Below are 466 nucleotides of genomic sequence, written 5' to 3'. Positions count from 1 at the left end.
AGGGACGCTGACAAGTCCTTAAAGCTGGATTGTTTCAGTGTCTGGACCTTCTCAGCCAGCAGTGATGTCACCAATTCCTGAAAAAGTACAGATGATTCTCGTGACTCTGGAGTGAGTAACTGACGTTCCTGTGTGAAAACTGCTGGTCTATCCCCCTGCTCATTCTTCAGAATCGACGTAGAGTCGCCTATAGTTGAGTAATCAGTATGGTTATTATCATCAGTAAGCTGGCTTACGCCACCATCAATCAGCTTAATCAGACCAGAGGTATCACCAGTGTCGACTCTCTGCTGTGCTGCGGTCAGGACTTCCAGCGCTAACTTAATGCCCCTCTGCTGGTCCACACTCAACGCTCTTGTCGCTGCAAGTTCCCTGAGGTTGGACTTCTCGTCAACCAGTGTCGCCACCTCTACGCCATTCCAGTAGTCATCACTGGCATCAGTCAGGAACTGCTCAGCCATGGACT

Annotated in this window: 1 pseudogene; it reads right to left on the bottom strand. The window is 49.8% G+C overall.

From position 1 onward, the window contains the following. Positions 1-466: pseudogene (locus tag ACUU1M_RS20605) on the bottom strand (site-specific integrase); the annotation flags it as partial.

Source organism: Shigella sp. SIG6 (assembly GCF_053555815.1).
The sequence above is the reverse complement of the archived record's forward strand: the minus strand, read 5'-3'. Positions and strand labels throughout refer to the sequence as shown.